This is a genomic window from Collinsella sp. LCP19S3_D5 (assembly GCF_052121415.1).
Taxonomy (GTDB): domain Bacteria; phylum Actinomycetota; class Coriobacteriia; order Coriobacteriales; family Coriobacteriaceae; genus Collinsella.
On sequence record NZ_JBQKEH010000001.1, the window covers coordinates 1 to 24,651 of the forward strand.

General features: G+C 50.5%; 21 protein-coding genes and 1 tRNA gene. 12 read left to right on the forward strand and 10 right to left on the reverse strand.

From position 1 onward, the window contains the following. Nucleotides 1-217 precede the first annotated feature (217 nt). The 5 genes from ACTQXO_RS00005 to ACTQXO_RS00025 all read left to right on the forward strand — a co-directional run bounded on the left by ACTQXO_RS00005 (nt 218) and on the right by ACTQXO_RS00025 (nt 8,066). A complete protein-coding gene (locus tag ACTQXO_RS00005) occupies nt 218-1,777 on the forward strand; it encodes a hypothetical protein (protein WP_441545326.1) in 1,560 nt (519 codons plus the stop codon). Between the two features lie 127 nt (nt 1,778-1,904). Continuing rightward, the gene (locus tag ACTQXO_RS00010) at nt 1,905-3,020 is read left to right on the forward strand and encodes a glycosyltransferase family 8 protein (RefSeq protein ID WP_441545327.1); all 1,116 of its coding nucleotides are present in this window, start codon (nt 1,905-1,907) and stop codon (nt 3,018-3,020) included. Between the two features lie 60 nt (nt 3,021-3,080). After that, nucleotides 3,081-5,228 (forward strand): glycosyltransferase, encoded by a 2,148-nt coding sequence (locus tag ACTQXO_RS00015; RefSeq protein ID WP_441545328.1) that lies wholly within the window; start codon nt 3,081-3,083, stop codon nt 5,226-5,228. A gap of 111 nt (nt 5,229-5,339) precedes the next feature. Next, nucleotides 5,340-6,407, forward strand: a complete 1,068-nt coding sequence (locus ACTQXO_RS00020; protein WP_441545329.1) for an acyltransferase — start codon at nt 5,340-5,342, stop codon at nt 6,405-6,407. Then, nucleotides 6,408-8,066, forward strand: coding sequence for a DUF6020 family protein (locus ACTQXO_RS00025; protein WP_441545330.1), 1,659 nt, complete (start codon nt 6,408-6,410; stop codon nt 8,064-8,066). Nucleotides 8,067-8,175: 109 nt separating this feature from the next. Here ACTQXO_RS00025 and ACTQXO_RS00030 read toward each other — a convergent pair whose 3' ends face one another. Further along, entirely contained in the window at nt 8,176-9,117 is a 942-nt protein-coding gene (locus tag ACTQXO_RS00030) for a glycosyltransferase family 2 protein (RefSeq protein ID WP_441545331.1), read from the reverse strand. A 144-nt stretch (nt 9,118-9,261) separates the two neighbouring features. Here ACTQXO_RS00030 and ACTQXO_RS00035 point away from each other — a divergent pair, with 144 nt between their 5' ends. From ACTQXO_RS00035 to ACTQXO_RS00065, 7 genes are all read left to right on the forward strand, one after another. Next, entirely contained in the window at nt 9,262-10,095 is an 834-nt protein-coding gene (locus ACTQXO_RS00035) for an ABC transporter permease (protein ID WP_441545332.1), read from the forward strand. Between the two features lie 14 nt (nt 10,096-10,109). Continuing rightward, nucleotides 10,110-10,865, forward strand: a complete 756-nt coding sequence (locus tag ACTQXO_RS00040) for an ABC transporter ATP-binding protein (protein ID WP_441545333.1) — start codon at nt 10,110-10,112, stop codon at nt 10,863-10,865. Nucleotides 10,866-10,885: 20 nt separating this feature from the next. After that, nucleotides 10,886-10,962: transfer RNA gene (locus tag ACTQXO_RS00045), tRNA-Arg, on the forward strand. Between the two features lie 199 nt (nt 10,963-11,161). Further along, complete coding sequence (gene tnpA / locus ACTQXO_RS00050) at nt 11,162-11,632, forward strand: IS200/IS605 family transposase (RefSeq protein ID WP_441545334.1); 471 nt, start codon at nt 11,162-11,164, stop codon at nt 11,630-11,632. Between the two features lie 752 nt (nt 11,633-12,384). After that, nucleotides 12,385-12,948 (forward strand): hypothetical protein, encoded by a 564-nt coding sequence (locus tag ACTQXO_RS00055; protein WP_441545335.1) that lies wholly within the window; start codon nt 12,385-12,387, stop codon nt 12,946-12,948. 72 nt (nt 12,949-13,020) lie between these two features. Then, on the forward strand, nt 13,021-13,713 hold the full coding sequence (locus ACTQXO_RS00060; RefSeq protein WP_441545336.1) for a hypothetical protein: 693 nt from the start codon (nt 13,021-13,023) through the stop codon (nt 13,711-13,713). Between the two features lie 188 nt (nt 13,714-13,901). Then, on the forward strand, nt 13,902-15,083 hold the full coding sequence (locus ACTQXO_RS00065; RefSeq protein ID WP_441545337.1) for an AAA family ATPase: 1,182 nt from the start codon (nt 13,902-13,904) through the stop codon (nt 15,081-15,083). Between the two features lie 87 nt (nt 15,084-15,170). On the opposite strand, the gene glf is transcribed toward ACTQXO_RS00065, so the two are convergent. From glf to aroB, 9 genes are all read right to left on the reverse strand, one after another. Further along, nucleotides 15,171-16,295, reverse strand: a complete 1,125-nt coding sequence (gene glf / locus ACTQXO_RS00070; protein WP_441545338.1) for a UDP-galactopyranose mutase — start codon at nt 16,293-16,295, stop codon at nt 15,171-15,173. Between the two features lie 153 nt (nt 16,296-16,448). Beyond that, the gene (locus ACTQXO_RS00075; RefSeq protein WP_441545339.1) at nt 16,449-17,450 is read right to left on the reverse strand and encodes a hypothetical protein; all 1,002 of its coding nucleotides are present in this window, start codon (nt 17,448-17,450) and stop codon (nt 16,449-16,451) included. After that, complete coding sequence (locus ACTQXO_RS00080; protein WP_427748113.1) at nt 17,450-17,899, reverse strand: DUF4869 domain-containing protein; 450 nt, start codon at nt 17,897-17,899, stop codon at nt 17,450-17,452. Before ACTQXO_RS00080 ends, ACTQXO_RS00075 begins: the two co-directional genes overlap by 1 nt. Before the next feature lie 129 nt (nt 17,900-18,028). After that, on the reverse strand, nt 18,029-18,466 hold the full coding sequence (gene aroQ, locus ACTQXO_RS00085) for a type II 3-dehydroquinate dehydratase (RefSeq protein ID WP_441545340.1): 438 nt from the start codon (nt 18,464-18,466) through the stop codon (nt 18,029-18,031). 100 nt (nt 18,467-18,566) lie between these two features. Further along, complete coding sequence (locus ACTQXO_RS00090) at nt 18,567-19,805, reverse strand: shikimate kinase (RefSeq protein ID WP_441545341.1); 1,239 nt, start codon at nt 19,803-19,805, stop codon at nt 18,567-18,569. Beyond that, complete coding sequence (gene pheA / locus ACTQXO_RS00095; RefSeq protein ID WP_441545342.1) at nt 19,806-20,951, reverse strand: prephenate dehydratase; 1,146 nt, start codon at nt 20,949-20,951, stop codon at nt 19,806-19,808. A 167-nt stretch (nt 20,952-21,118) separates the two neighbouring features. Further along, complete coding sequence (gene aroC, locus ACTQXO_RS00100; RefSeq protein ID WP_441545343.1) at nt 21,119-22,213, reverse strand: chorismate synthase; 1,095 nt, start codon at nt 22,211-22,213, stop codon at nt 21,119-21,121. Between the two features lies 1 nt (nt 22,214). Beyond that, entirely contained in the window at nt 22,215-23,534 is a 1,320-nt protein-coding gene (aroA, locus tag ACTQXO_RS00105) for a 3-phosphoshikimate 1-carboxyvinyltransferase (protein WP_441545344.1), read from the reverse strand. Next, complete coding sequence (gene aroB / locus ACTQXO_RS00110) at nt 23,528-24,634, reverse strand: 3-dehydroquinate synthase (RefSeq protein ID WP_441545345.1); 1,107 nt, start codon at nt 24,632-24,634, stop codon at nt 23,528-23,530. The genes aroA and aroB overlap by 7 nt, the downstream gene beginning before the upstream one ends. Between the last annotated feature and the right edge of the window lie 17 nt (nt 24,635-24,651).

Genomic DNA, 24,651 nt, shown 5'->3' on the forward strand with positions numbered 1-24,651 from the left:
ACCGACCTGGGCTACAAGACCGTGCTCTACGGCGAGGACGGCGCCATGCTCTACGGCCTCCAGGAGGTGGAGGGCCTCGGCGAGAGGTTCTTCGACCGCGTGACGGGCGAGATGCTCCCCATGGTTTAAGTATTTATTCGGTAGGCATCATTTGCCTATCTTGTTTGTGTCAGTTGACAGGTATTAGAGTAGTTCTTAAGTTCGCTTGGGATGGGTTATGAGCAAATTAGAATGTACAATATCTCGGCTATTGTCTTATCTGGGATTCATTGTTGTCGGAGTATTGGCCGCATGTTCGCTAATTTTCACTTTTGTGTTTCCTGACTCTTATATCGAGCATCCGGAAATTGCTGCCAGGTATTCGATTGCGTCTTTGGTGCTGCTTCCTGTGTTCATCTTAATTTGCTTTCTATTTATTTCTCGTATCAAGAATAGCAATCTAGGAATGTTTAGATTGTACGGGAGCATATGTATAGCTGTATTGGGCTTGACCTGGATTCTATTAAATAATTTTCATCCAGTTGCTGATCAAGAGGCTTGCCTAAACGTTGCAAAGGGATTGTCGGAGGGCGATGTCTCACTATTTCAAAAAGCCAGCTATATTTCCAAATATCCCTTTCAATCTGGCTTAGTTTTATATCTTTATATTATTGGAAAACTATTTGGCTTCTATAACTGGCCTATTTTTCGCTTATTGAATGTGATTTGGCTGATCGTTTCATATAATTACATTTGCTTAATAACTGATCGTATATTCAAGTCGAATTCTGTCTGCATTTTTGTTCTGCTATTGATGGTTTTGTTCTTGCCGTTTTCTTTGTTTAGCCATTTTATTTATGGGAATGTTCCCTCATTTATGTTGTGCGCGGCGGCGATCTATTACCAGCTGTTATACCTCCAAAAAGCACCAAGGCCCTTATATATAATTCTCCATATTTCTTTCTATCTGCTTGCATTAATTATTCGTTTGAACAGCCTATTGTTCTTATTGTCCTCAATATTCGTTTGGCTGTTTTCCAGCAAGCTTTCTTTTGTAAAGCCTGCTAAATATTTGATTGTTTTATGTCTAGTGGTTACTTATTTAATTGCGTCCATTGTCCCGTCTTCCATCATTTGCCGAACCGTTGATTGCGATTTGGACAACGGCATTCCAAAAACTGCTTGGATTGCAATGGGCATGCAGGACGGTCCCAGATGTGCTGGCTGGTATAATAATTATATCGAGGAGGTTTACTACTCTTTTGATGGCAATCAGGCTGATATTTCAAGCTATTCGTTGGATTATGTCAAGGAGAGAATTCGATACTTTCTTGACAATGAACTTGACTTCTTCCAGTTTTATAGCCTAAAGATTGGTTCGCAATGGCTTGATCCCTCTTTCCAATCGTTTTGGATTACTTATACGGGATACGGCGAGAAGCCATTCGATTCTGAATTAAGTGGCGTCACCGAATCGCTTAACTATGATTCCATCCTTCAAAATTCATGCAGAAAAGGGCTATTACATAAGTTGTCTCTAGTTTTTATGGATGTATTTCAATCTTATATATATATATTCGCTGCTGTAGGACTCTTTGCTTATCGTAAAAAGTGTGACTTGTTAAAACTATTACCCTTGATTGTCTTTTTCGCTGGGTTTTTGTTTCACATTCTTTGGGAGGCTAAATCCTGCTACGTCATTAATAATTTTGTAATGCTCGTACCTTATGCTGCCTATGGGTTCTATATTGCTTATATGCAATTTCGAAAAAAAATATCTTATCCGGAGTCCATATAGTCTTCAGGTTTTATTGAATCCACTTATGTTTGGCTATTTGTATGCCACCCATGCTCGATTAATCGACGCACCGGCAGGCCTACTACGTTCGAAGACGGTAAACTGAAGAGAAATATAAAGAGTTTATATGTGGGACGAGGGTTCAATGGATAGTGTGATTCATCTTGCTGCGAGTATCAATAAGAGCTATCTTCCGTATTTCAGCGTTATGGTATCGTCCGTATTTCGTCATAGGGACCCTGCGCGACGGTATTACCTTCATGTCCTATCTTTTGATGTTACCGAATCGGATCTCCATGATGCCGTTCCATATCAAACTGATTCGTTTAAACTGAGCGTGCTGGACGTTTCCGAACTGAATAAGCGGTTGGCCGGCTATCATTTTGGGTCTCAGTTTGGTCCCGAGTGCGTTTTTCGTCTAGGTCTGATTGATCTTCTTCCGTCTGTTGATAAAGTTTTATATCTGGACAGTGATTTAGTTGTTCTTAAGGATATTTCCGCTTTATTTGATGTCGACATTCAAAAGAGCTGTCTTGCTGCTGCTCTAGACATTGGTTCAATTGGAATGGTGTCAGGATATGATTTAAGGGAAGCTGACCGATTGCAGCGTCTTGGCATCGATAATTCCCATTCATATTTTAATTCTGGGGTTCTTTTGATGAATCTTTCAGAGCTCAGAATGTCGACTTCGCTAAATGAGCTTCTTTCTTGGATTGTGGACTTCGAACCAGAATATCCTGATCAGGACTGCCTTAATCGATTTTTTTCAAATCGAACGCTTCATCTTTCAATGAGATGGAATGTTTTGTTTGATTCGGAAGGCATTCGTGTGAAGGATATTGCCGCGTATGCTCCGGAACCCCTTTTCCGCCAGTATTTGGATGCACGAAATGACCCCAGTATCTTTCATTTTGCTGGACCTTATAAGCCATGGATGCGATGCGTTGATGGTTCTCAACTATTCTGGTCTGAAGCACGTTTTTCACCATTGTATGAATTGGTCGTTGCTAACTATGCCTGCAATCAAGCTGTTCTGAATTCTTCTTCTGCTTTGCAACCGGTTTGGTCAACATTCGATAACTTATATTTTGAAGTCAATGAAGGAGAGCGCATCCGAGCAGATTTGCACAGAAGGCTTACTGATGCTGAAAGGCGTATCGATGAGCTGCAAGCGAGTATCGATGAGCTTAAACGACTAAAAACCCCCTTAATCAATAAAGTTTATGCACGGATTAAAAACTGACTTTTTGAAATCTCAGTGCAATTAAACTAAGTGAGTCCATATAGCGAGATGAGGATGGATATGAGCCCAAAAGTTTCAGTCATTGTGCCGGTATACAATAACGAAGTATTTGTTGTTTCCTGTATCAAGAGTCTGCTTGCCCAGACACTTCATGACATTGAGGTTATCGCCATTAATGATGGCTCTACGGATAATTCTTCCGAAATTCTGCACCAGTTTGCCGATTCCGACTCTCGCCTTATTGTTGTTGATAAAGAAAATGGCGGATATGGGGTTGGAATAAATACTGGCCTCGATATGGCTCGTGGTGAGTATGTTACGATTCTTGAGTCCGATGACTTTGCCGATCTTGATATGCTCGAAACGCTCGTGAACTATGCGGATGCATTTGATTTGGAAGTTGTTCGAGCTAATTTTTATCTCTATTGGGCTAAAAAAATCAAGAATGATCACTTGCTAGAGCTGTTTGGCAATCATGAGTGTGACCGGGTTATTGATCCGAGTGTTCGCGACAATCAACATTGTTTCTATGTCCAGCCTGCTTTGTGGTCGGCTATCTATCGTACTGATTTCATAAGAAAGAATAACCTCCGTCTGTTAGAGACGCCCGGTGCCGCCTATCAGGACACTGCATTTAACTTCAAAATTTGGGCTTGCGCTAGACGCGTTATGTTCGTACATAAGCCTTTTGTCCATTATCGACAGGATAACGAGGCGTCTTCAATTAACAATCCCGGCAAAGTGAATACCATTTGCCTTGAGTATGAGGAGATTCGTCGCTGGCTTCGCGAGGACCGACCCGATCTACATGATTCGCTTTCTCCTGTTGCAACAAAAATGATGTGCGATGCATATACATGGAATGCTGGCAGGGTGGCCGATGAATATCGCCTGGAATTTGTCAAAAGATTCGCAAGTGAATTTGCTGAAGCAAAGGAAGCGGGAGAGGTCGATCCCGCACTGTTTGCTCCCGGGCAATTGTCTGCTGTTGAGACAACAATTTCCAATCCACAGGCATTTATTGACTTCGTTACAAAGGGTGTTGACTATCAACACGGGATTAAGCGCTTCGAGCGTAAGGTAAAAACTGTCTTCCAAGTCGCACGGCAAAGTGGTTTAGATCAAGCGAAAGCTTTGATTCAGAGCAAATTGACACGTGATGATTCCATATCCATGCTTGTAGACTCTATTGATAATGAGATGGCGTCAAGGAAACCAACTAAATTCTGCAAGACTCATATTGATCCTAAGATTTCCGTAGTTCTTCCCGTCTTTAACACTGCAGAAGTATTGAGGGAAACACTTGATTCCATTTTTGCTCAGGACTTTGTTGATTTCGAAATCATTTGCGTCAATGATGGATCAACAGATGCTTCTCGAGAAATTCTTGCGGAATATGAACAGCTTGATTCTCGCTTAAAGGTTATAGATCAGGAAAATAAGGGTGTTGCGGCTGCACGCAATAGGGCGCTTGAGGAAGTCTCTGCCGCTTATACCTTAATCCTTGATTCTGATGACATTTTTGCCTTTGACATGTTCAGCAAGCTATATAAACGCGCGCAGCGTACAGATGCTGATATTGTGGTTTGTAGTAGTTGCGAATATGATGGCGAATCATGTCAATCTATTCCAACACCTTGGGCATTAAAACTCGACCTTATTCCTTCGAAAGAATCATTTACTGTCGATGATGTCTCCGATTCTTTGTTTGAGGCGTTTATGGGTTGGCCTTGGGACAGACTGTATAAAACATCGCTAATCAGAGACTCGAAATTATTTTTCCCCACCGATTTGGCTAACAGTGAAGACGGTGTTTTTGTATACGGTCTTCTTTACCGTGCTAAATTGATTTCGGTTGTTAGCGAAGTCCTTGTCAAGCATCGTTCGACAAGAAAGGGGTCTGTCTCTAATTCTCGTGATGCCAATCCTGAGTGTTTTTACGAAGCGATTTGCCGCATTAAAGAAGATCTTAAACTAACCGGCAATTATGGTGCTTTGCAGCGCAGTTTCTTAAATTGGGCGCTTGATTATTCAATTTGGAATATTTCGACTTTATCTGACCCTTCAATAAAACGGTGTCTTGCGAAAAAGCTACTCAATAATGGCTATGTAGAATTGGAATACGGCAGACATGCTTTACCGTATTTCTCCTTATATGGTAAAAAAACTTATCTCGGCATTCTCGATCTTAAAAAGATGTCACGATAGCTATTTAAGATTGAAGTCGCGTTTATTATTGGTCAGCCTTTAGATGAGCATTTTTAACTTTTCTGCTGATCTAAAGGCTGCTTCATCTCTGTTTTGGAAACGAGTTGTTCAGTGGATATCGGTAAAAGGGTCATTGAGTTTGATTGGCTGGAAGCCTTGTCAATCTATCTTGTTTGCTCAATTCACTACCCAGTATTTTCTTCGAACTCTATTTGCTCTCAAATATGGCATTTTTTTGCCCTAACGGCTGTTCCAATTTTCTTTGCCGTGCACGGCGCACTTCTACTTAGAAAAAAGTTTAATTTTAAAAAACACTTGAAAAGATTAATTAAGACAGTGAAATATTTAATCCTGTTTAAACTTGTCGTGTATTGCCTTTTTGTATTATTTGGATTGATGGATCCAATTCCTACCATTTCAGGCTTACTTAATTACTTCATTACTTGTTCAGATTCTGACGGTTTTCCGGTGGAACATACCTGGTTTATCTATGCCTTGATTTCCATTTATTTAGTTTATCCTGTTATCGCTCTCGCTTTTCAGGAAAATAGAAAAGTTGTGACTGCTATCGGCCTATCTTTCCTGATTGCTCTGATGTGTTGTAATGCACTAAACATGCTTCAGGTTTCCTTATTTGGAATTGTTAAGTATAGTTTTATGAATGCCATTTCCTTCGCTAATCCGTTTGGCATCTGGTCCTTTTATCTTTGTATATTTATATGTGGGCCATGTATCTTTGATTTTTTGAAACACTATATTGGTATACGTAGTGTCATATTAGCATTTCTCGCAATCTTTAGCGGCATCGCGTTGCTTATGTTTGAGTATTTTGCTTTATACGGAACGTATTGCTGGACTGGTCAAGTTTTGCCCGATCAGTATATTCAGTTCGGTGTTGCACTTGAGTTTTTTGGTTTAGTCGTGCTCATAAATAATATTTGCCCTGCTTTTGAAGGAACTCGGATCGTTTCAGCTGTTCAACAGTTGTCAGAAAATACGCTATTCATTTTCTATCTCCATATGCCTGTTTTGTGGCTTATGAATTACTGCATCGGTTGGAAGCATGGTTTTATATCCAACTTGCTGCGGGCTGCTGTTGTGTTTATTGTCATCGCGATCGTTGGCGTCTCTTTTAAACGTTTGTTCAATAATAAACCATCTAAGAAAATGAGTGTCTAAATGCAATTACTAGAAACTATGTATCTGCCTCGTTGGAAATATCCGATTTCAATAGTCATAGCCATTATGGTATCAATAGGCTTTTGCAATACTGCTGTCGGTGATTTCAGATCGTTCCGCTTTTTACTTTTCTTGGTATTGCTGCTGGTGCTCATTCAATTGTTGTGTATTGATGTCTTGGCGTATTGCTTATTATTAAAAGGCCCACTTTTGCATATAGATCGGCTTATTCAATCAAATAACTCAAGAAAAATCGCTTTGTTTCTTATATTGTCATGGTCTGTCTATCTTGTCGCATATTTTCCTGGAGTATTGAGTTTTGATACTTCGTTTCAGCTGGCTCAGTTTTTTGGTAATCCTAGTCACGGTATCTTCCCAATGACTGATAACTCGTTATTTACTGACCATCACCCAATTTTCACGACTTTTATTATGGGTTCAGTAATTAAGTTAATGCACTGCATTTTTTCATACAATCTATCACTATGGTTACTCTGCTTCTTAATGGCGTTCGTACAGGCATCGTTATTTGCTTGGCAGCTCAGCCTTCTTTCTTCTATTGTTGATAATAGAAGACTCCTAACATTGTTGTACTTGTTTTACTGCGTTTTTCCTGCTTTTGCATATTTCTGTTGTGTTCCATGCAAGGATATTATTTTCTGTATCTGCTTAATTGGTTTTCTTAATATATGGATTTCCATGTATGTTAAAACACCAACGCTTAATACTTTCATTCTATTTTTTCTATATGCGCTACTTTGTGCTCTTTCAAAAAAAACAACCATATACGTATTTGTGCTTGTTTGCATTGTGCTGTTATTTGTTCATATACCCGCAAAACGAGGAATGTTCGTTTCTTTAATTGGCGTTATCTGCGTTGTTCAGGTTCTTATTCCTTTGTTTTTGTTTCCCTTGTTCTCAATTTCCAAAGGATCTGTAATTGAAACACTTGGCCCATTGTATCAATGTACCGCTCGGTATTGTAAAGAATATCCTGGTGATGTGCCTGACGAAGAGAAGGCCGTTATCGATTCGATGCTTGGATATGACGGGCTTGGAGATCGATATGACTATCGTTTGGCTGATAATGTCATTCATTATTGGGATGGTGTCGATGAGTGGCCCAGTTCGGATAAATTGAAAGCCTATCTTGTTGTCTTTGTCAAACAGGGCTTACGACATCCGGACGCATATTTACGTGCTTTTTTATCACAAGAGAGTGGCTGGTTTTCTTTCGATGAGTACCTGTATTTCCCTGAAGGTTCTGGCTGTTTGTTGGTTTCTCCTGAAAATGGTCAACCTTCTTTTGAGAGACCAGCAATTTTCCAATCTGCATCTTCAGCTCTGTCCAGCGCATTACAGCTAATTGTAAAGCTTCCATTTATTGGCTTATTATTCAGTCCTATTACCTATTTAGTTTCGATTGTCTTGATACTGGCGAACAGCATTGTTTCGTGTAAACTAGACCGTTCGAAATGCAGCGCCGCTGTCATTTGGTTATGTATCCCAATTCTATGTATGGTTCCCTTCCTTCTTCTGTCACCCACCTCTATGGTGTCAACCAATTTTGAGGCAGTCCGCTATTTTCTCCCCTTTATTTATAGTGTTCCGCTTCTGCTGGTTATGTCTAGGGCAAAGTTAAAGTCTTTGTCTGTTTAGGGAAATGGCTCCGCTGCGAATTCGATGCAGCGGAGCCATTTCGTCGAAAATCGATCATGTTCTATCGTGCGTAGCTCGATTAATTTAATTGATTCTATCGAGTCTCCCTTTACTCAGAAACGATATCTTTCCTGAACATATATGTTACAAGCTCCCAATTTTTGCGTTCGATTTTAGCGATTGAATCGAGAATCAATCCCGTCGCCAAGCTAAGACTGCTGAGGAATACAAAAGCGGCAGCTAAGATTGCTGTTGGCAATCTTTCTACTAGTCCGGTATGAGTAAAATCAACAATGACTGGTATACCCAATGCGAGACCAAGCAATAGAAGCAGTACAGCAATTATGCAAAACAGTTTTAAGGGTCTATAGTCCTTAAACAGCACACCGATCATTTTAATAACTTTGATTCCATCGGATACCGTATTTAATTTCGACTGGGATCCTTCGGGTCTATCTCGATAAACAATAGGAATATCCTGAATCCTCCACCTTCTATCGACTGCATGGATTGAAAGCTCCGTTTCAATCTGAAAGCCTTCGCTTAAAACGGGGAAAGTTTTAACAAAGGGTTTGCTCATGGCTCTGTAGCCGGTCATGACATCGTCAAACGTGTAGCCATAAATCCATTTAATCATGAATCTGACCAGGTTATTACCGAAACCATGGAGGGCCCGTTTGTTTTCTTCAGCATAGGTGCCATTGGACAGTCGGTCGCCGACTGTCATATCGGCTTCACCATTCAAAATAGGGAGACACATCTCAACCGCTTTTGTTTCATCATATGTATCGTCACCGTCTACCATGAGATAGCAGTCCGCCTCAATATCTCGAAACATCTGTCGGCATACGTTGCCTTTTCCCTGCCTCGGTTCATGTTTGACAAGAGCGCCATGCTGCTTTGCTATTTCCGCTGTTCCGTCAGTGGAATTATTGTCGTAAACATATACCTTTGAACCGGGAAGTGCTTTCTTGTAGTCCTCCACCACTTTTGCGATCGTAAGCGCTTCGTTGTAGCAGGGGATGAGTACGGCGACGTTATTGAAATTCATTCAGGTCTCCAACATCTAGGCTTCACGCTTATGTATTCTAATCCACGCATGTGAGCTTCTTTGTGTGATTCGGTATTAAGCTCGTTTTAATCAGATTCGCCGATATACTGAATGAGTTTACAGAGTCGTATTAAGGATTTGTATATGAGTAAGACCGATGGCGTCGTTATCGAGTCTCATGCAAAAAACGAGACAGCCAAAGACATTTTTATTCTCAAACAGCTTGTCATCAAGGATTTCAAGCTTAAGTATCGCCGCAGTTTTCTTGGTGTTGCCTGGAGTGTTTTAAATCCCCTTCTTATGATGGTCGTTATGGCGGTTGTTTTTTCAACCATTTTTGCTCAGGGGCGTAATGGCGGCGCTGTCACTCCGGAGATGTATCCTCTTTATCTTATTGTCGGTAACGTCACCTTTACTGTGATGTCTGATTCGACTTCACAGTCTCTTATGTCCATCCTTTGGGCCTCTTCTCTTCTAAAGAAGGTTAAGGTCCACAGGTGGGTGTTCCCTGTTCAGAAGATTCTCTTTGCTCTAGTTAATTTTGCCTTTTCACTGGTTGCTGTTGCCATTGTAATGATCTGGTTCCATGTGATGCCTACCTGGCATTTGATTCTGCTACCCGTAGCCCTTTTACTTTTAATGCTCTTTTGCATGGGTGTTGGTATGGCCCTTTCGGCTCTTACGGTGTTTTTCCGTGACGTTCAGCATCTTTGGGGTGTTGTGCTTACGGCTTGGACGTATGCCACGCCGATTTTCTGGACTTCTGACTTCATTTACGCCATGCCCCATTGGCTCCAAATTCTTATGTGGGGCAACCCTATGTATAACTACCTGCAGTTTATGAGGGATATTTTCTTGTTCCAAACAACTCCTGATCCCATGACGCTGGCCCTTTGTGTCGCGTGGGCGCTTGCGTCTCTTGTTATAGGCTATTTGATTTTCCATAAGACTGAGCATAAGTTCATTCTCTACATCTAGAAGGAATTAACGTCATGAGCGTAATCGATGAGAAGCCTTTGTCCATTGAGGTTAAGGATGTATCCATGGTCTTTAACATGGCATCCGAGAGTCTTACGAATTTAAAGGAATATTTTATTAAGCTTGCGCGTCACGAGCTTTTTTTCGAGGAGTTTAGGGCGCTCAAGCATATTTCCTTCGATGTCCATAGGGGCGAAGTTGTTGGCCTTGTAGGTACTAACGGCTCCGGTAAATCCACCATGCTTAAGATCATTGCTGGCGTTCTTGAGCCGTCTGAGGGTGTGGTTGTGACCCACGGCACTATTTCACCGCTTATCGAGCTTGGCGCTGGATTTGACTACGAACTCACTGCTCGAGAGAATATTTATCTTAATGGAGCACTCTTGGGCTATACGAAAGAGTTCATCGACGCGAATTTCGATGAGATTATCGATTTCGCAGAGCTCAATGATTTTGCCGATATGCCGCTTAAGAACTTTTCGTCTGGTATGGTCGCGCGTATTGCGTTTGCAATCGCTACAATCACCGAGCCGGATATCCTGATTGTCGACGAGACGCTTTCGGTCGGCGACGTTTTCTTTCAGCAGAAGTGCGAGCTGCGAATTCAGCATTTCATCGAGAGCGGTGATGTTACCGTCTTATTTGTGTCACACTCTATGGAACAAGTCGAGCGCATTTGCCAGCGCGCTGTGTGGATCGAAAAGGGGGATCTTCGTATGGACGGTCCCGTTGATGAAGTCTGCAAGGCGTATCGCGATCAGTTCAACTAGGTTATAATCACCTTCATATTGCTCCATTAGCTCAGTTGGATAGAGCAGGGGACTTCTAATCCCAAGGTCGACGGTTCGAATCCGCCATGGAGCACCAATAGACTTTTTAAAGACCCGGTTATTAAGCCGGGTCTTTACTTTACAGGCTTTAGCCTGTGCGGGGCGCGCAGTACGCCGCATCAGAAACCACCCGCTATGCGGGTGGGGCCAAACGGCTTTACAAAGCCGCCCCCTCGCCGGACATTTGCGATTGTTCAGGCCGCAGGGAATCCGAGTCGAGAGGGCGGTGGTGGCGTATGGCCCAGAAGGCCTGCAGCCTGTCGCACACGAAGTGGATGTGCAAGTACCACGTCGTGTTCACACCGAAGTATAGGCGCAAAGTCATCTACAACCAAATAAGGTCCGACCTTGGGGAGATCTTCAGGAAGCTCTGCCAGTACAAGGGGATAGAGATCATCGAGGGACACCTGATGCCCGACCACGTCCACATGCTGCTGGCGATACCGCCGAAGTACAGCGTGTCGAGCGTGATGGGCTACCTGAAGGGGAAGAGCTCGCTGATGGTATTCGGCAGGCACGCGAACATGAAGTACAAGTTCGGCAACAGGAAGTTCTGGGCCGAGGGCTACTACGTGTCCACCTTCGGCCCGAACGAGGCGACGATCGCGAAGTACATCCGGGAGCAGGAGAAGGCCGACATCGCGCTCGACCGGCTGAGCGTCAAGGAGTACGAGGATCCCTTCGATGGGGGGCCGGGGCGCAGGTAGCGCCGGTTTGACCGGCCCGTCACGGGTCAATCTGCAGTGCGGCCCGAACCCCGTGAGGGCCGACGCCTTTAGACGCGTGCCGGAAATCCAAGGGTTATACCCTAAGAGCAAACCACCCCTTTTAGGGGTGGTTTTGATTTGAGACATGCAGCGCGCTATTGTTTAAACGCAGTCGTCGGGACTGTCAGGATGACTTGACGCCCGTGTTTATTAGGAAGCGATTTTTTCGAGCGTGTCGTCATAGTTTGTTGTTACAAAATGCGAAAACGGCAAATTGCGAAAACATTCATGGACTGCATGGTCGGGATCAAGTTTCATCTCATCAATCGCACGAGCTAAAAGTTCCTTCAGCTCCTTGTATGCATCATTCTTGCGCTTACCAATAGAGGCACTTTTGCGGCGATTTCTTCAACGTGTGGAAATGGGACCTCTGCGTCTTCAGCTATATCGGACCCGATCGTTTCCATAAGCTCGGCCCAACTCAATGCCGATTCTAAAGTTCTGGTCAGGCTGTTGCAAATGAAAGGTGTTTTATCGCGCATACAAAAACGTTTAATCATAATTATGGAAATGTGAAATTCAGAAGCCTATTAAAGAACAATTCGGTCAGGTTGATTTCCATCTTTGCTGGGTTCCTTTGATTTCGTAGTGCCTATTCGAGGATAATAGACAGTATTCAATAGACGATTGGGATGGCGCTTGAAACCTCCTTAGATTTCAAGCGCCATCCGTTGGTTTATGTGGGGTTATAAATGGATTGGTCAATTATGGTGTCCGCTGTGCCAAGCTTCATTGGAACAGCCATTGGCGGACTGATTGCCGTAATGGGAAATTATTTCGCTCTAAAGGGGGAGCGGAACAACCAATCGTATAGTCGCATTGAAGGCAAGAAGCTCTGTGTCTATGAGCGAGCGGTTGGTTATGCAACAAAACTGTCTCAATCTCCAAAATGTTACTTAGACGATAGCTTTCGAAACAAAGTTTTGATGCTAGGGGGCATGGTTCGCACATATGGTGGAGCTGAATGCATTTCTGCTTATAAACAATTTGAAGCGTGTCTTATGTCCGCATATGAATCATATAAAGCGGAATCTGATGAATTGGATTCTCAGTTTTTTGCAACTGTCCCCGTCTATGACTCGGATGACATTCTTTTGGACTATGAGGAGAGATTTGTGGGTTCGTCATACGATGACTATGAAAATCAATGCTTGAATATTAAAGAATTGTATCAGCCCGCCAGCGAGGAAACCCAGCGCCTACTTGACGGTCTTGTCTCCGCCGTCAGAACTGAGCTTCTTTCGATTATGGATTAATAAAACTGTATTATCAGAGTTAATATTATCGGCTATATTTCACTTTAAGTATCAGTTCGGAGGTTGCTGGCAATGCCGAAGACCGAATCGAATAGAATTCAATACACGGCGAGAGACCTTGTTATCACTGATAAGGATTTTTTTCCGATTATGGATAGATATCCAATCGAGCAAATATCGGACTCGGTTTATCGTCGAATAGAGAAGCTCGCTTGCTGGTTTGTACTGCGCGCTCCAATGACTGAGGTCACAAGGCTTGCTAATCCTTCTTTAATTGATTTATTCAAGACTGACATTGATCCAAAGAGGGGAGCGCGCTCAATCAATAAATCCGAACTTGAGAAAGCGTTCTTGGTTCCGCTCGACTTGGACTGTACACAATTTGAATTTGTCTACACGAGGATGTCCGTGAGATGCCAGCTAATTGAGAAGCGCCTTATCGCTAATGATGAAACTGTCTTTTCTGATCGGACTGAGAGATGTGTTTGTTTCGTTGGTAAAAATGGTGCAGGGAAAGAGGACTCCTGCATTGAGAGTATTTGCAGGCATGTCCGGAATGGCTTTGCGCACGGCCGCATTGCTATCGAAAATGATAATGATGATCCGTTGATTTTTATCGAAGATGGTACAACCCCGTGGAACGTTGACTATCAAGGAGAAAAACACTTCGGCCAGAAGCTTGAAATTCGCTTTCGCATGGTTATTAAGCTGTCGACACTCGAGCTGATTTATCAAATGCTCATGGATGACGGGGCACGTCTGTGAGCTTCCGACACGCGTCAGTACTGAAATATAAGATAGCCGGAGGCAAATATCCCGACTATTCAGTGACCTCCTATTTGGGAAGTTCAACTTGTTGAGGGGCGCGCAAAGCTCATCCGTATCACTTTATCGCTGTCTCGGTATGATGTATATCAAATTGTCGGTCGGCCGTTATTCTTTGGGAGCTAGCAATGATTGATTATCGCAATCCGTATACGCCCGGTGCCGGCGCGATGCCCAAATATCTTGCCGGGCGCGACGATATCCTCGAATCGGCCTCTCTTCAGCTCAAGGCGCTCGCTGCAAACTATCAGAGCCGTTCGCTCGTTTTGTACGGCCTTAGGGGCGTTGGCAAGACGGTGCTGCTTAACTCGATTGAATCAATAGCCGAGGGCGAAGGTATTCTTGTCCGCCATATTGAGGTAGAAGAGAAAAAGGGTTTGATTGCTCCTTTAGCTTCGGCTTGCTGTACGCTATCGGCTTCGCTCAATAGAATTGAACTCGTTAAGAGTAAATTAGAGCAGATTAAGAACTTGTTTACAACGTTAACGTTGTCTGTTGATGCGGGCGATGGCTCATTGTCTTTGGGCTTTAATGAAGAGGCTCTGGGGGCGGCTCTCGCCTCGTCTCATAATCTATCTGGCGATTTTACCGATGTGCTCGTCGTTCTGGGGAAATATGCTCAAGCTGCAGGATCTTCGATATTTATTGGAATTGACGAGCTGCAGTATGCCAGCAAAGAAGAACTTGAAGCCCTGGCATGCGCGCTTCATCGTGCGACCCAGCTTGGCCTTCCTGTTATGTTTGGCTGCGCCGGTCTGCCCAAGCTTCTAAAGATGCTGGGCGAAGCTAAGACCTATTCCGAGAGGCAGTTCAACTTCGTGAAGATCGATTCGCTTCCTCGTGACAAGGCGGTTGAGGCTATTATCAGGCCCGCGCAAAAGCTTGATGTGCATTATTCCGACGAGGCGGTCAATGCCATTATTGACTATACAGAGGGATACCCGTATTTCATTCAAGAGCTTTGTTCAACCATTTGGACATCGTCTGATAGTAAATGCATCTCGCTGGAGACCGTGCTCAAATGCACCTCTTTAACGGATATCCGCCTTGACGAGGGGTTCTTTAGCGTTCGCTACGATCGTTGCACCCCGAGGCAAAAGGAGTTTTTGATTGCTATGGTGCGCTGCGGTGAGCTTCCTTGCACGCTTGCAAATGTGGCTCATTATATGGAGAGAGATGTTTCATCTATTGGACCCCTTCGGGCTCAATTAATTAGCAAGGGCATGATTTACTCTGCTGCAAGGGGAGAGGTTGATTTTACCGTTCCTCAGTTTGATCGATATTTGAGACGTGCAGAAATAATTGACTAGTCGATTAAGAAGGAGACCCGGCGCAGTAGCGAATGAACTGCACCGGGCATTCTGTTTGCTCGTAGTGGTGGCTGAGTGTCCTTGCTCCTACGCCTCCGTCGGCTCCACGCCCAGCTCGTGGCGCACGAGCTGGAAGGCGGCGGCGATGGCCTTGTCCATGTCGTAGTACTTGTAGCCGCCCAGGCGACCGGCGAAGATCACGTCGCCCTCCTGCGCCGCCAGCTCCTCGTACTGCTTGTAGAGGGCCTCGTTCTTGGCGTCGTTGATGGGGTAGTAGGGCTCGTCGCCGGGCTTCCAGTCGGCCGGGTACTCGCGCGTGATGACGGTCTTGTCCTGCGTGCCAAACTCAAAGTGCTTGTGCTCGATGATGCGCGTGTAGGGGATCTCGCGCTCGGTGTAGTTGACCACGGCCACGCCCTGGTGGTCCTGCTCGTCGAGCGTCTCGGTCTCAAAGCGCAGGCTGCGGTACTCGAGCGTGCCCAGCTTAAAGTCGTAGAACGCGTCGATGGGGCCGCAGTAGATCGTCTTGGCGGCGATATCGGGCTCGGCGGCGATCAGCTCCTTGTACTCCACGCCGCAGCGCACCTCGACGCCCTCGAGCATGTTGGCGACCATCTTGGTATAGCCGCCCATGGGGATGCCCTGGTAGCGGTCGTTGAAGTAGTTGTTGTCGTAGGTAAAGCGGCAGGGGAGGCGCTTGATGATGCTTGCGGGCAGGTCGCGGCAATCACGGCCCCACTGCTTCTCGGTGTAGCCCTTCACGAGCGTCTCGAAGATGTCGCGGCCTACGAGCGACAGCGCCTGTTCCTCAAGGTTCTGCGGCTCGCCGATGTTCTCGGCAGCCACCTGCTCGGCGATCTTGGCCTTGGCATCGGCCGGCGTGACGACGCCCGGCCACATCTTGGCGAAGGTGTTCATGTTAAAGGGCATGTTGTACATGTTGCCGTGGAAGTTGGCGACCGGCGAGTTGACGTAGTTGTTGAACTCGGCGAAGCGGTTGACGTAGTCCCAGACGTCTTTCATGGAGGTGTGGAAGATATGCGCGCCGTAGCGGTGGACTTGGATGCCCTCGACGTCCTCGGTGTAGATGTTGCCGGCGATGTGATCGCGGCGGTCGATGACCAGGACCGACTTGCCGGCGCGCTTGGCGGCGTTGGCAAAGACGGCGCCCGAAAGGCCGGCACCGACGACGAGGTAATCGTACTGGGACATGGATATGCTCCTTTGTATGTCAATTGGACAGTTGCTTTTGTTTGGGGACAAACGTACCTGATGTGTTCGTCCCTGGGGTTAGTGTAGCAGACGCTCCATCAGCAGCTCCAGCGCGTGAGTGTAACCGGGTTTCCAAATGATCTTAAGGACTCGCTATTCTGCCCTTAGGCACTCGGGCAAGACGTTTGCTACTGCATCCATTGCCTGCGGCCTCAGGTACTGCTCATTGAGCTTTGCCTTTTTGTAGGCATAGCGAGTGTCTGCCGAGTATTTGATCAATACGTCGGTGAAGAACCGCTCCCAGCTCAGGTACTTGCGGCTTTCGATATAGCTCGAAGGATCCTCGAGGATTTTTGGAATGTCGTTGTTGGGGATGAGGCCGGATTGCAGAAGCGCCCATTCAAATGATTCAGGGAGGAACAAGCGAACGTTTTTGTAAACGCGCTGTCCGAGCACCTTTTCGATGTAGGGACCAAACGCTGCGCCGTCTCCAATGGCAAGAACGTTTTGCTCGGGGCATTCGTGAATCGTTCGTTTTAGGTTTGCTACGCCGGTAGCGGTGTAGCAGGGGATTCCCAGTCGGTTGCAAAGGGCGCTGTAGAATTGATAACCAGACTTGCTATCCTCGACAATTACGGCATCGGGATTGTCGAAACCTACGTTAAGGTCCTGATACAGCATACTTGCCGTGTGGTCATATAGCGGCTTGGTCACCGAGTAGAAGCGCCTGTCGCTCTTGCGGCCATTGATCGTCTTGCTTGTGGTGTTGACCAGTCTTAGGATCTCGTCGACGCTGTAGGGGAGCTCGTTGGCGTCGCGACGAGATATCAGAACAAAATAGTTGGACGAGCCGTTGACGGCTTTGGCGAAGTCCTTTGAGTAGATAAACTCGTTACCCTCATCTAGAAAGACGATTGAATCTTCGATAATCGACAGCTCGCGCTCCCAGCGTCTGCCAGAAAGCGTTTCGCAAGGTACGTCGCAGCTGAGTGCAACGCCGCTTTCCGGTCCTCGGTCGTTGTAGTCGCGAATCATCGAGATGAGCGTCGTTTTGCCCGTGCCGCTGTTGCCGCGTATGAAGGAAATATTTCGCTTAAACGTGAGCGTGTATTTGACCTTTGCACGCTCTACGACAACGGTGTGCGTTCCCCTCATTACTCATCAACATCCAAAAAGTCATTCGTGGCACCGACAAACTCCTGCATGTTCCTGACGATGCGGCCATCGTTTTCAATGCGGATTTCAAAGTTCTTCCAGGGGAATTTCATGATGTGGTAAAGGGTCACCAGCACATCCTGTTCTTTGCCGATCTTGAGTAGCCAGCGGGCACAGTTGTCTCCGCAGGTGGATGCGTTAAACACCATATTTGGGAGATTGCGCACCAGCAGCAGCGTCTTAACGCCGCCGGACAGTTCGAGTGGAGTGATTGAGCCCAGCTGCTTGCTTACGATGTTGTGGGGACCGATGAGCTCTGATCCGTCCACGCGTTTAATAATCTGTGCGGCCATGGGGTCTTCGAACCATGAGTCCAAGTATGAGTTCCTAAAATAGGTTTCGGTATCGTAGATGGAACCGGGGTAATCCCCCAGGTGAATGCTCAGCATGTGGGTCTCCAGACGTAGTGTGACTGCAACGATTATATGCCAGTAATAAAATGCCGGCAGCAGCGAGGTCGCTACTGCCGGCGCTGGCTTTATTAGCGCGTAGTCGTGTTGATGGATTTGCTCGCGACGCTACTTTTCGAGATGCTCCTTCAGCAGCTCCAGCGCGTGCGCGTAGCCTTGCAGGCCCTCGCCGGTGATGGTGGCAAAGCAAGCCAGGCGCGCATAGCTCACCTGGCGGAAGTCTTCGCGGGTCTCGACGGCGCTAATGTGTACCTCCACGGCGGGGATGGCGACGGCTTTGAGGGCGTCGAGGATGGCCACGCTCGTATGCGTGTAGGCCGCCGGGTTGATGACGATGCCGTCGACCTTGCCGTAGGCCTCCTGGATCTTGTCGACGATGCTGCCCTCGTGGTTGGACTGGAAGACCTCGACATCGTCAAAGCCCTGCGCGGCGCCTGCCTCCTGGCAGATCTGGACCAGGCGGTCATAGTTGTCGCTGCCGTAGATGCCCGGCTCGCGAATGCCGAGCATGTTGAGGTTGGGACCGTTGATGACGAGTGCTTTCATGGTTGCTTCCTTTGTGGTCTGGTTGGTGGAGGGGCTTGCTGTCTGCGGCGTTTGCCCAGATAAAACCTGCCAAAATAAACCTGTCCCTTTTTGGCAGGTTTTAGAGGGTGTCGAGGACGGCGCGTGCGGTGTTGGCGGCGCAGTCGCGTGAGTCGATGATGTGGTCGGCCCAGGCGCGGTAACGCGGCATGCGCTGCTCGGCGAGCTTTTCGATGCCGTCGCGGGCGGTGATGGGGCGACCCTTGTGGGCGAGCTCCTCGAGCTTGCGGTTGAGCATCACGATCTGGCTGTTTTGGTGCAGCAGCGGGTAGTTCTCGTCGCGCGTGACCACGCCGCCGCCGGTGGAGAGCACCAGGCCGCTACGCTTGGAGATGTCGGCCAGCACCGCCGTCTCCTGCTCGCGGAAGGCCGCCTCGCCGCGCTCGACGATAAAGTCGGCACAGGGCATGCCCAGACGCTCCTCAAGCGCGCGGTCCAAGTCGATGTGCTCGCGGCCCGTGAGCTGGGCGATCTGCTCGCCTACGCGGGTCTTGCCCGAGCCCGGCATGCCGATGAGCGCGATGTTCTGCTCGCGGCGGGACAGGCGCTCCGTTACGTCCAGGATGCGCTCGCGCGGTGTAATCTGGCCGGTGTAGCGCTCAACAGCCTGTGCCGCTTGGGCCACGAGCATCAGCAGGCCGCCAATGCAGGGGATGCCGCGGCGCTCGGCCTCGAGCATCAGACCCGTGCGGGCGGGATTGTAGACAATGTCGATGACGCCTTTGAGCGCGTCAAGTCCTTCGAGCGTGCAAGGCGCGTCGGGGCAGTGAGGGAACATGCCGGCGGGCGTGCAGTTGACGAGCAGCGCCGCGTCGGACTGCTGTGCGATGTTGTCGTAGTTGACCTCGCTCGTGCGGCCGACAGGCACAACGACGGCGCCCAGGTCACCGAGCACCATGCTGGCCGTGGTGCCGGCACCGCCGGTGGCACCGAGCACGAGGACCTTCTTGCCGGCAACCTCTACGCCCAGCTCCTCGACCAGGCACTGAAACCCAAAGTAGTCGGTGTTGTCGCCGCGCAGGCGGCCGTCGGGTAGGCGCGTAATGGTGTTGACGTTACCCATGCGCTCGGCCAGCGGACTCAGCTCGTCCAGGTATTCCATGACGGCGCGCTTGTAGGGGATGGTCACGTTGGTGCCTTCCCACTCGTCGCCCGTCATAAAGGCTTCGAGGTCCTCGGGCTCGCGCTCAAAGCGCACATACTCCAGCCCTGCGAGCTCCTTGTAGATGGTCGGGGTGTAGCTGTGGCCCAGCACGCGGCCCAGCACGCCGTAGGGGCGGGTTGCAGCGGTTTCGGTCATCTAGAGCACCTCCGTGTAGCTGCCAAAATAGGTGAAACTCTCGCACACGTCGTCAATCGAGTCGAGCAAGTCGTCGAGGGCCTTGCTGCCAAAGGGGCAGTCCAGGTCAAAGTAGAACATAAACTCAAAGTCGTGCCCGGGGATGGGGCGGCTTTCGAGCTTGATGAGGTTGATGTTGAGCGCGTAGAAGCGCTCGAGTACGCGGTAGAGGGCGCCCGGTTCGTTTGCCGTAGTGATCATGAGCGAGGTACGGTTGGCACCGGGATAGACGCGCGGCTCGCGGCAGATGACAACAAAGCGCGTGTAGTTATTGTCCGAGTCCTGGATGTTGGGCTCCAGCACCTCCAGACCGTAGAGCGCGGCGCAGCTGCGCGAGGCGATGGCGGCGACGTCGGTGCGACCGGAGTTGGCGACCATCTCGGCTGACATAGCAGTGTTGGGGTACTTGGTGGCGTGCAGACTGTGGGCTTCGATAAAGCCGGCGCACTGGGCGATGGCCTGGCCATGGCTGTAGACCTCGCGCACGTCGGCGAGCTTGGTGCCGGGCTTGACGAGCAGGTTGTGATCGATCTTGAGGCGCAGCGAACGCACGATGTGGAAATCGAACTGTGCGAGAAGATCGTAGACGGCGTTGACCGAGCCCGCGGTTGAGTTTTCGATGGGCAGCACGCCAAACTCGCAGAAGCCGTCGCGTACGGCGCGCATAACGCCCTCAAAGGTCTCAAAGAACGCAATATCGGGCACGTCGAAGAGCTTGCAAGCGGCGATTTGGCTGTAGGCGCCCTCGACGCCCTGGCAGGCGACGGTGGCCGTCTGGGGAAAGGGCGTATCGAAGGCTGCTGCCGTGGCATGGGCCTTTTGCGACACCGTAATGCCCTTGAGCTCGTTGATGTAGCGCTGCTGCTCGGCCTTGCTCATGCTCATGAGAAGGCGGAACAGGGTGATGGTTTGAGCTTCGTAGCGCTCGGGTGCGCGGCCGGCGAGGTTGTTGAGTTTGGAGCGCTCGCGGGCGGGGTCAAAGACGGCCTTGCCCATCTCGATCTTTGATTTGGCGACCTCGGTGGCAATGTCCATGCGCTCGACAAAGCTGTTGAGCAAGGCGGTATCGATGCCATCGATGGCCTGGCGGATGTCGGCAAGGTCCATGGAGACCCCTTTCGTGAATCGTTGCCTGGGGTAGCTAATTTGGGACGGGGCTTTTTTAGCTACCCTTTGACTGGCGGCGAATCGATGGGTGCCGGGGCAAATACTCACTGGCATATGGGGTAGCTAAAAAGCCCCGTCCCAAATTAGCTACCCTCGGGGTGGGCGGGCTAGCGCTGGGCGGCGTCCTCGAGGAGGGCGTCCCAGATGGCGAGTGCCGCGGCTGCTTCGGCTACGGGGACGGCGCGCGGGACGATGCAGGGATCATGGCGGCCGTGGACCGAGAGCTCCGCATTTTCCATGGCGTCCATGTCCACGGTCTGCTGTGCCCGGCCGATGGAGGGCGTCGGCTTTACGGCCATCCGCCACATGACGGGCGCGCCCGTTGAAATGCCGCCCAAGATGCCGCCGGCGTTATTGGACTCGACCGCAATCTCGCCGGCGGCATCTATGCGGTACGGATCGTTGTTCTCGCTGCCGCGCATGGCGGCCACGGCAAAGCCCATGCCAAACTCCACGCCCTTTACGGCGGGGATGCCAAACGCGATCTGCGCGATACGGTTCTCGATGCCATCGAACATGGGGTCGCCGATGCCCGCAGGAAGGCCGTAGATGCCGCACTCCACGATGCCGCCGATGCTATCAAGCTCATCGCGTGCGGCGAGAATTTCCTCGCGCATGCGACCGGCAGCCGCAGCGTCAATGCAGGGCAGGTCGTTCGTAAGGATCGCCTTGCGGTCGGCCTCGCGATAGACCATGTCGTCCATGGGCAGGTCGGAGATGCCGCCGATCTGCGCCACGTGTGCCATCACCTTAATGCCGCGCGCCTCGAGTGCCTGCAGCGCAATGCCGCCGGCGATGCATAAGGGGGCCGTCAGGCGGCCGGAAAAATGCCCGCCGCCGGCGACATCATGCATATTGCGGTACTTCACGCGCGCGGGGTAGTCCGCATGGCCCGGGCGGGGCTTGCGGCGCAGCTCGGAATAGTCCTTGGAGCGCGTGTTGGTGTTTTCGATAATCGCGGCTATGGGCGCGCCGGTGGTGTGCCCATCGACCACACCGGCAATGATGTGCGCGGCGTCGGCCTCGCGGCGCTTGGTCGCGGTCTCGTCGCGCCCGGGGGCGCGACGGTCCAAAAAGGCCTGCAACGCCTCCTGGTCAACGGCGATACCTGCCGGAATGCCGTCGAGCGAGCAGCCGATGGCGGGGGAGTGCGACTGGCCGAAGATGCTTAAGTGCAATACGTTGCCAAAGGTCGAGGACATGCTACTCCTCCTCGAGCTTGACCTTGCCGCCCAGCAGGCGGTAGTGGTCAAAGAAATCGGGATAGGACTTATTGACGGCCTCGGCGCCGTGAATTACGACCTCGCCGGTGGCACGGCTCGCGGCGATAGCGGCCATCATGGCGATGCGGTGGTCGTTGTGCGAATCGACCTCGCCGCCGGTAAAGGCGTCGACACCCTTGATGATGAGATCGTCGCCGGCAATGCGCACCTGCGCGCCCAGCGCGGTGAGCTCGCGGGTGGTAGTGGCAAGACGGTCGGATTCTTTGATGCGCAGGCGGGCACAATCGCGGATGAACGTGCGGCCCTGTGCCAGCGATGCCACGGCAGAGATAACGGGCACCAGGTCGGGGATGTCGTGCGCGCTCATCTCAAAGCCTGCGAGCTTATCGGACTGCACGGTGGCGGCGTTGGTGGAGCGCACGATGCGGGCGCCAAAGCGCGAGAGCGCGGCAAGCACGTTGCGGTCGCCCTGGGCGGAGCTCAGCGACACGCCCTCCACGGTGATGGGGTCGGAGCCGATGGCGCCGGCGCACAGCCAAAAGGCGGCGTTGGACCAGTCGCCCTCGACAGCCACGCTGCCGGGCGTGCGGTACGAGCCGCTGCTTACGCGGAAGTTTGTGACCTCGGGCTTGCCATTCTTAGCGGGGATGCGCTCGACGTTGACCTCGACGCCGAAGGCCTTCATGGCCTGGATCGTCAGGTTGATATAGGGGCGGCTCTCGATAAGGCCGGTCACCTGCACGCAGGAGGGCTGGGCCAGCAGCGGGGCTGCCAACAGTAGACCGGAGATGTACTGTGAGCTCACATTGCCCGGCAGGATAAATGTGCCCGGGCGCATGCGGCCGCTCGTCTTGAGCGGAAAGCCGCCCAGGCCCTGCAGGTCGCAGCCGGCGGCGATGATCTCGTCGGAGAGCGGGGAGAGGGGGCGTGCGCCCAGACGGCCCTGGCCCACAAAGGTTGCCTCTGCCCCCAGCGCGCAGGCGACGGGCAGCATAAAGCGGAGCGTGGAGCCGCTCTCGCCGCAGTCGAGCGTGCCGCCGGCAAGTGCTTTGAGCAGGCCAAACTCAATACTCTTCATAGTGGGATGGACCTGGAAGCCATCCTCGACGGTCTCGATGCGGGCGCCGAGCGCCGTGAGGCAGCGCACCGTGGCCTCGATATCGGCGCAGGTGGTGTTGCAGGTCACATGTGTCTCACCGTTGGCAAGGGCGGCGCAGATGATCAGGCGGTGCGCCATCGACTTGGATGCGATGGCGGGGACGGTGCCCTTGAGTGGGGACGGAGTGATGCGGGCTAGCATGCGGAGGCGTCTCCCTTCTGGCCGAGGCCCTCGGCAATTAAATCATGAAAGGCGGAAAGCGGCGTGCGGTCGATGCTGCAGCGGCCAATGCCGTGCGGAATTACCAAGTCGATGGTGTCACCGGCTCGTTTTTTGTCGTGCAGTGCCTCGGCAAAGATGGCGTCGGCGGAAAGCTCGCAGCGGGTTTTGAGACCGTGGCGGGCGCAGAGCTCCTCGATGCGGCCGGGCAGCTCGGCGTCGCAAATGCCGTGCAGGGCTGCGGCGCGCGTGATGATGCCCATGCCGATCGACACGCAGTTGCCATGTCCCAGCTCAAAGTGCTCGCAGGCCTCGACAGCGTGTCCAGCGCTGTGTCCAAAGTTGAGCAGCTTGCGCTGGTTGGTCTCGCGCTCATCGGCGACAACCACGGCGCGCTTGATGTCGATATTGCGGGCGATGATGAGCGCCACGCGGGCCACGTCGCGGTTGAGGAGCTCCAGTGTGAGCGGGGTCTTCTCCAACTCGGTGAAAAGCTCGGGGTCGGCGATCACGGCGTGTTTGACGACCTCTCCGCAGCCGTCGGCGAACTGCTCGGGCGTGAGGGTGGCGAGACACCCCACGTCGGCAATAACAACACTCGGCTGCCAAAAGGCTCCGGCGAGGTTTTTGCCGGCGGCCAGGTCGATGGCCGTCTTGCCGCCCACCGACGAATCAACCATGGCGAGCAGGCTCGTGGGGATCTGCACAAACTTGCAGCCGCGCATGTAGGTGGCGGCCACAAAGCCAGCCACGTCGCCTACAACGCCGCCGCCGAGTGCCACGATCACGTCGGAGCGCGAGAGCTCGTGCTCGGCCACAAACTCCAAGATGTTGATGTAGGTCTCGGCGCGCTTGTGGGCCTCGCCGGCCTCGAAGGTGCAGACACTCACCGTATAGCCCGCAGCCTCCAGGCTCTGCTTAACGGGCATCTGGTAGAGCGGGCCCACGTTGGTGTCTGTCACAATGACGGCGCGCGATCCGCCGGCGGTGGCGCGGACGAGCGGGCCCGCCTGCTCCAGCAAAAACGTGCCGACGTGCACCTGGTAGGGGCGTGCGGTGTCGATATCGATGGTAATCGCCATAAGCTTTGGTCCTTTCG